Origin of the sequence: Klebsiella sp. K47 (assembly GCF_051858335.1) — a bacterium.
In the GTDB taxonomy this organism is placed as follows: Bacteria; Pseudomonadota; Gammaproteobacteria; order Enterobacterales; family Enterobacteriaceae; genus Klebsiella; species Klebsiella pneumoniae.
Genome location: NZ_JBPYUI010000451.1, coordinates 1 through 222 on the forward strand (window position 1 = coordinate 1; position 222 = coordinate 222).

The 222-nt window shown below is 64.4% G+C and carries 1 protein-coding gene; it reads right to left on the reverse strand.

The features are described 5' to 3' along the window. Positions 1–9: 9 nt before the first annotated feature. Positions 10–222: DUF932 domain-containing protein (locus tag RRF55_RS28750; RefSeq protein WP_439419410.1), on the reverse strand; the 213-nt coding region annotated here is incomplete at its 5' end.

The following is a 222-nucleotide window of genomic DNA, read 5'->3' on the forward strand; positions in this document are numbered from 1 at the left end:
CGTGGGGAATCAGGCTTTCAACTGGCGCAGGCCATCGGCCAGCATCCAGAGGGCGCGATTGAGGCGCACATCGGAATCAATGCCCTGCACGGGGCGGGTTTGCTGGCGGCGTCCGCTGGCGCTGCGACCGTGCAATCCGCCTTTGGTCAGGTTTTCTTGGGTGCGGTTGAACACGCTCCACAAGTCCGGTCGGCGGTCATCGAACCGGCGCGGCATCAGGAT